The sequence below is a fragment of the Paracraurococcus ruber genome (assembly GCF_004353985.1).
GTDB classification, from domain to species: domain Bacteria; phylum Pseudomonadota; class Alphaproteobacteria; order Acetobacterales; family Acetobacteraceae; genus Paracraurococcus; species Paracraurococcus ruber.
On sequence record NZ_SMOA01000317.1, the window covers coordinates 1 to 5,800 of the forward strand.

Here is a 5,800-nt window from a genome sequence, read left to right on the forward strand (position 1 = left end):
CGCGCCGCCCCGCGATCCGCTTAGGCCGTCGCGCCGCCCGTGCCGCCCGGCGGTGGCCAGGGGCGCGGGTCACGCCAGCCGGCCCCGTGCACCCGGCCGGTCCGGCGGGCCGAGGGCGGCGCGGATCGCGGCCACCAGCGCGCCCAGGGTCAGCACGGCATTCGCCGCATGCGACCATTCCCATTGCGCGCGCAGCGCCTCCCAGCCCTCCGGCAGCGTGGTCCAGTTGCGCGTGGCGAGGTTGGCCGGGAAGGTCCAGGCGAAGAACACCGCCAGCCCCGCCGCCAGCAGCAGCGCCGCCAGCAGCGCCGGCCGGGGCGTCTCCGGCGGGCGCCGCTGCCGCAGCGCGAGGCCGAGGCAGGCGAGGATCGCCGCGATCGGGAACGCCCCCGCCCAGGCCCAGCCGGCATACGCCCCCTGGGCGGCGAGATAGGCGTCCCGCCCCATGGCCAGCTTGTTCGGCAGGGCCAGCAGATGCGCCCCCGCCGGCACCAGGGCGAGGGCGGTGAGCAGGACGGCGCAGCCGCCGAGGATGCGTGTGGCGCGCATCCTCCCGGAAGCCCGGGCGCGCCGCCCGGTTCCTGGCCGGCGCCCCGGTCCGCGGCCCTGGGCCGCAGCCCTGGGCCGCCCCGCCGCGCGGTCAGAGCGTCTTGAGGTATTCCAGCAGCGCCCGCTTCTCGGCCGGCGACAGCGTGGTGCCGAATTCATGGCCGCAGCGGCTGTTGCCCGAATTCCGCGCCTCGCAACCGGTGGTGCGCAGCAGGAAGCCGCTGCCGGGCTGGGTCCGCGCCAGCCCCACCGCCGCCGCGTCATAGGCCGGGCCCACCGCGAATTCCGCCGGCCGCTCGGCCGCCGGCTTCAGCAGGTCCTCGAGCGTCGGGACGGAGCCGTTGTGCAGATAGGGCGCGGCCGCCCAGATGCCGCGCATCACCCGCGATTCATAGGCGAAGGTCTCCGGCGCCGCCTCGGTCGGCGGCCGTTCGGGCAGCGCGCCGCGCAGCGTCTCCCCCTTGGCGGCGACGTCGTCGCGCGCCTGCGCATAGGGCTCGCGCCGTTCCACCGGCGCCAGCCGGCCGCGGCCGCTCAGGTCGGCGGCGAAGGGCGCCTGCACGATGGACCCGACGACCGCGGCGCCGAGCAGCCGCACCGCCGGCTCCTCCGCCGCCAGCGGGCCGATGTTGAACACCGTCTGGCCGGTCAGCACGCCGGACCGCGCGGTGCGCGACAGCAGCTTCACTTCCCGCGAATCGGTGCCGACATCCTGGATCGGCGTGATCCATAGCTGGTTGCCATAGGCTTCGCGGATCCGCTCCGCATGGCAGGTGCCGCAGCCGCCCGCGGCTTCCGGCCGCGCGAAGATCGCCGCCCCCTGCGCCGCCAGCGCCCGGTCCACCGGCAGCGGCCAGCGCGGCGGGCCGATCCGCTGGATCAGCTCCTCGAGCTTCTGCAGCCCCTCGAAATTGGCCGAGTTCTGGCCGACGTAGTTCACCCCCAGCAAGGGCACCCGCTTGTCCACCACCGGGTGGAATTCGCCGAACACGCCGATGACCTGGCCGAGGTTGCGGGCCATGGCGAGGAAGTCGTTGCCGTTGTCGGCGAAGCCGGGCCACTGCGTCTTGTCCTGCCGCGGCGCGTTCCACAGGAAGGGATAGCGGGCCGGCGCATCGGCGACCCGGATGTTCTCGACGATCATCCCGTCCCGCGTGCTGGCGAGGTCGAGGCCGGTCAGCCGGTTGAAGATCATCGCCACCGCATCGAGCCGCCCCGGCCCCCAGGGCTCGGGCGGGAGGGAGCGGGAGACGATGGTGTTGAAGCGCCGGTACCAGCGCCGGACATCGGCCGCCAGCCGGGTGCGGTCGGCCGCGGTCGCCTGCGGCCCCAGCACCGCCGCGGCGAAGCTGCGGAAGGCGGCCGGGGTGGTGGTGAGCGGCCGGACGGCGGTGTCGAGGCCGGCGAGCAGCGCGCCGAAATCCGCGAAGGCCGGGCCGCCATCGATGCGCAGGGTCTGGCCGCCCAGCGCGATCTCCCGCGTGTGGCAGGCGGCGCAGGTCATGCCGACCACCTGCTGCCCGTCGGCGCGGGTGCTGGTGAAGCCGGCCGGGAGCAGGGTGGTCGGATCCTCCAGGTTCGGCAGGTAGCCGTAGCGCGCCAGCCGGTCCGCCAGGAAGGGCGTGCCGTCCGGCTGCCTCAGCGCCGCCAGCCAGGCGGCGGGCATGAGCCGGGAGCCCTGGTCCTGGGTGTAGAAGGCGGCCCGCGTCTCGGTGGTCCAGAACGGGCCCTGGCCCAGCGGCCCGGCCGGGCCGGCATTCACGTCGGGCATGGGCTCGGTCGCGCAGCCGGCCAGCGCCAGCGCCAGGCCGAGCCCGAGCATGGGTCGTCGCATCGATGTCTCCCCGGAGGAGCGGATCCAGCGGGCCCGGCATCGCCGCCTTCCGGCCACGCTAGGCCCGGCGCGCACCGGGCAGCAATGGAAATCGTTCCGAACATTTAATACCGCCGCATTCAGCCGCGGCGCGGCGTCCCGCATCGTCGCCGCGGGCGGAGGCGCCGCCCGCCGCGGCGCGGATGGCGGGTTGCGCCGGGCCGCGGGCCATGGGGCGGGACGGTGCCGCATGCCGCCATGCCGGCCGGGCCGGCCGTGCCGCCAAGCTGCCGGCCCGCCATCCGGGAGACCCGGGCCCGATCGGTCTTGGTCCGCAGGCGGGATGCGGGCCGGCCGCCCGGTGCCCCGCGCCTCAGGACCCCGCCCGGCCCGCCTTCATCCCGGGCGGCGGCGGGGCAGCCAGGGTGGCGACGCAGCCGAGGAGAACGCGTCGCCCGCCTTGCCCGCAAGCGGCACGGAGAAGGCAAGGTCGAGCTGGGGGGAGCGGAACGCGCCCCCGGCCAGCGTGGCAAGGAGGATCTCAAGCCCGGCCCAGGGCGGCTTCCGTTCGCCATGGCGCAGGGCAACCGCCCTGATCCTTTGAGTTTACCAGCCTCTTCACCCGATCAGGTGAGTCCACCTGATCGGGATCCGCTCGAGCGCTACGTCGCACGCCGGGGCGGTCGTGCCCCGAGGGGCGTGTCCAGGCCGCTGGCGACCTTGCGCGACCGCCGGCCCGGCCATGCTGCCCGGCCATGGCCGCCTGCGCTCGGACCCGGCCGCGGCTCCGCGATCCGGTCTTTGGCGAATGCGGCAGGCTCCGGCGCCCGGGCGATCAGTCCGGCGTGCCGGCGGCGAATTTCCGCTCGTAGTGCTTCGCGTATTTGTCGGTCACCAGGTCGGTCTTCACCACCACGCAGACATCGGTGGTGTTGAACTGGTGGTCCAGCACGGCGCCGTCGCCGACGAAGCCGCCGAGCCGGAGATAGCCCTTGACCAGCGGCGGCAGGTCATTGGCCACGGCCCGCAGGTCGAGCGCGGCGGGATCCAGCCGGTCCATCGCCACGTAGCGCTCGGGCAAGGCGCGCGGCCGGATCGCCTCCGGCGCCAGGTGATGCGCGTGCAGATAGGTCAGCACCGGCGCCAGCGCGTCGAGATCGGTGCCCGGCAGGCTGGCGCAGCCGAACATCAGGTCGATGCGGTGCAGGAAGACATAGGCGGCGATGCCGCGCCACAGCAGCTGCAGCGTGCCGCGCGTGCGATGGTTGGCATCGACGCAGGACCGGCCGAGCTCCAGCACCTCCCCCGGCGCGGCGAGCAGGCGGCCGATGTCGTATTCCGCCGCCGAGTAGAACCGCCCGGCCAGCGCCGCCGCCGGCCGGCGGATCAGCCGGTAGGTGCCGACGACCGATTCCGGGCCCTCCCCCAGGTCGTGGTCGACCACCAGCAGGTGGTCGGCGACGGCGTCGAACTCGTCGCGGTCGCGGCCGCTCGCCAGCGTCGCGGCATCCGGCCGCGCCCCCATCTCCCCGTAGAAGACGCGGAAGCGCAGCGCGAGGGAGGCATCCACTTCCGCCTCGGTCTCCGCCAAGCGGACGCCGAGATTGCCGGCGCGGATCTCCGGGAAGCGGGCCCCGCCCGCGGCCGCGGCGGGCACCGCCAGCAGGCTGGTCATGCGCCCTCCCGCCCCGTGCGGCCGCGGGCGCCACGGCGCGGCGGCCCGGCCTCCGGCTTCGGCTCGGGGAAGCGGCGGCCGAACAATTCCAGCCGGTGGTCCACCAGCTCGAAGCCCAGCCGGGCGGCGATCTCGCGCGCCAGCGCCTCGTGACGGTCGTCGGCGAACTCGATCACCTTGCCGGTGTCCACGTCGATCAGGTGGTGGTGCGGGCCGTGCTCGGTCGGTTCGTAGCGGGCGCGGCCGCCGCCGAAATCATGCCGCTCCAGGATGCCCTTCTCCTCCAGCAGCCGCACGGTGCGGTAGACCGTGGCGATGGAGATGTGGCTGTCGCGGGCATGGGCGCGGCGGTAGAGCTCCTCGACATCCGGGTGGTCGGCGCTTTCCGACAGCACGCGGGCGATCAGGCGGCGCTGCCCGGTCATCTTCAGGCCGCGCTCGATGCACAGCCTCTCGATGCGGGAGATGCCCTCGCGGTCGGCCTCCTCTCGGGTCACGGATGCGGGCGTGTCCATGCGGCTCGGCTGCGGCCCTTCCTGGTCGGCGGCCAGCATGTCCCGGCCCCGGCAATTCATGGCGGCCCGCCGGGGTGGCTGCGGCGCGCGGCGTCCGGGATGGCCTCGCCCCGACGGGCGTCGCCTGGCCGGCGCCAAGTGCGCGGGCCGATGGCCCGACATGCCCGGCGCGGCAACCACCCCGTCCGACCGACCCGAAACCCCTTCCCCGCCTGGACCTTCGCCCCGACCATAGCGCCAAGGCCGGGCCGCGGCCATGGCGGAGCGGCGGCCCGCCCCGGCAGGGCGAAGGTCAGCCGACCTTGGTCGGCGGCGCCGCGACCGCGGCCGCCACGGCGGCTTCCCGCCGGCCGCCGCGCGCCGGGCGGCCACGCGGCTTGGTGCCGAGGCCGATCTTCTTGGCGAGGGACGAGCGGTGCTTGGCGTAGTTCGGCGCCACCATCGGGTAGTCCGGCGTCAGGCCCCAGCGCTCGCGGTACTGCTCGGGCGTCATGTTGTAGGAGGTCTGGAGATGCCGCTTCAGCATCTTCAGCTTCTTCCCGTCCTCCAGGCAGATCAGGTATTCCGGGGTGATCGACTTCTTCACCGGCACGGCAGGCTGCGGCCGTTCCGGCTGCGGCTTGGCCGCCGGCTGCCCGACGGTCGACAGCGTGCGGTAGACATCCTGGATCAGGTTCGGCAGGTCCGCGAGCGACACCGGGTTGTTGGAGACATGCGCCGAGACGATTTCGGCCGTCAGTCCCAAAAGGTCGGCGGGGGGCGATTCTTCAGCCATGAGGCGCGTCTTCCCGTGTTCGGTTGCCAAGCTATACTGCCATGCGCAGCCGTTTCGCAATGCGCACCGTCGATTCGCGGAGCATGATCCGTTGAACTCTGTTTGCAATCAAGAACTGAGTGGTGATCGCAGTCTCGACATCACCGCCGAGACTTGTCCGATGACATTCGTGCGCACGCGTCTCTCCCTGGATCGCATGTCGCCGGGACAGACGCTGCTGTTGCGCCTGCGGGGGGAGGAGCCGCGCCGCAACATCCCGCGTACCGCCACGGAGCAGGGCCATACGGTCCTGGCCCAGCGGGAGGAGCCGGACGGCACCACGCTGCTGCTGCTGCGCAAGGGCGGCTGAGCCGGGCGACACGACGCAAGTCCCTGGCCGGCAAGGCTTTCCGGCCCGGCCGGGACGGCGCGGACTGCCCTGCGGATGGCGCGGCGCGGCGGCCCGGCGCGCCCGGGCGCGCGGCGGTCCGCGG

Annotated in this window: 6 protein-coding genes; 1 reads left to right on the forward strand and 5 read right to left on the reverse strand. The window is 74.1% G+C overall.

Going from position 1 to position 5,800, the window contains the following annotated elements:
- Positions 1-69: 69 nt before the first annotated feature.
- From E2C05_RS27910 to E2C05_RS27930, 5 genes are all read right to left on the reverse strand, one after another.
- Positions 70-549, reverse strand: a complete 480-nt coding sequence (locus tag E2C05_RS27910) for a DUF1772 domain-containing protein (RefSeq protein WP_133222915.1) — start codon at positions 547-549, stop codon at positions 70-72.
- A 91-nt stretch (positions 550-640) separates the two neighbouring features.
- Positions 641-2,383 carry a di-heme-cytochrome C peroxidase gene (locus E2C05_RS27915; protein WP_133222916.1) on the reverse strand — a complete coding sequence of 581 codons (1,743 nt, stop codon included), beginning with the start codon at positions 2,381-2,383 and terminating at the stop codon, positions 641-643.
- Positions 2,384-3,197: 814 nt separating this feature from the next.
- Positions 3,198-4,037, reverse strand: a complete 840-nt coding sequence (locus E2C05_RS27920; RefSeq protein ID WP_133222917.1) for a GNAT family N-acetyltransferase — start codon at positions 4,035-4,037, stop codon at positions 3,198-3,200.
- Positions 4,034-4,552, reverse strand: a complete 519-nt coding sequence (locus tag E2C05_RS27925; protein ID WP_133222920.1) for a Fur family transcriptional regulator — start codon at positions 4,550-4,552, stop codon at positions 4,034-4,036. The genes E2C05_RS27920 and E2C05_RS27925 overlap by 4 nt, the downstream gene beginning before the upstream one ends.
- A 292-nt stretch (positions 4,553-4,844) precedes the next feature.
- Positions 4,845-5,327, reverse strand: coding sequence for a MucR family transcriptional regulator (locus tag E2C05_RS27930; protein WP_133222918.1), 483 nt, complete (start codon positions 5,325-5,327; stop codon positions 4,845-4,847).
- Here E2C05_RS27930 and E2C05_RS34895 point away from each other — a divergent pair.
- A complete protein-coding gene (locus E2C05_RS34895; protein WP_133222919.1) occupies positions 5,326-5,676 on the forward strand; it encodes a sulfurtransferase TusA family protein in 351 nt (116 codons plus the stop codon). The two genes, E2C05_RS27930 and E2C05_RS34895, sit on opposite strands and share 2 nt — an antisense overlap.
- The last annotated feature ends 124 nt before the right edge of the window (positions 5,677-5,800 follow it).

Excerpts from the sequence above, each read along its gene's own strand:
- E2C05_RS34895 (WP_133222919.1), top strand. The coding sequence starts at position 5,326 with ATGAGGCGCGTCTTCCCGTGTTCGGTTGCCAAGCTATACTGCCATGCG.
- E2C05_RS27910 (WP_133222915.1), bottom strand. The coding sequence starts at position 549 with ATGCGCGCCACACGCATCCTCGGCGGCTGCGCCGTCCTGCTCACCGCC.
- E2C05_RS27920 (WP_133222917.1), bottom strand. The coding sequence starts at position 4,037 with ATGACCAGCCTGCTGGCGGTGCCCGCCGCGGCCGCGGGCGGGGCCCGC.
- E2C05_RS27915 (WP_133222916.1), bottom strand. The coding sequence starts at position 2,383 with ATGCGACGACCCATGCTCGGGCTCGGCCTGGCGCTGGCGCTGGCCGGC.
- E2C05_RS27925 (WP_133222920.1), bottom strand. The coding sequence starts at position 4,552 with ATGGACACGCCCGCATCCGTGACCCGAGAGGAGGCCGACCGCGAGGGC.
- E2C05_RS27930 (WP_133222918.1), bottom strand. The coding sequence starts at position 5,327 with ATGGCTGAAGAATCGCCCCCCGCCGACCTTTTGGGACTGACGGCCGAA.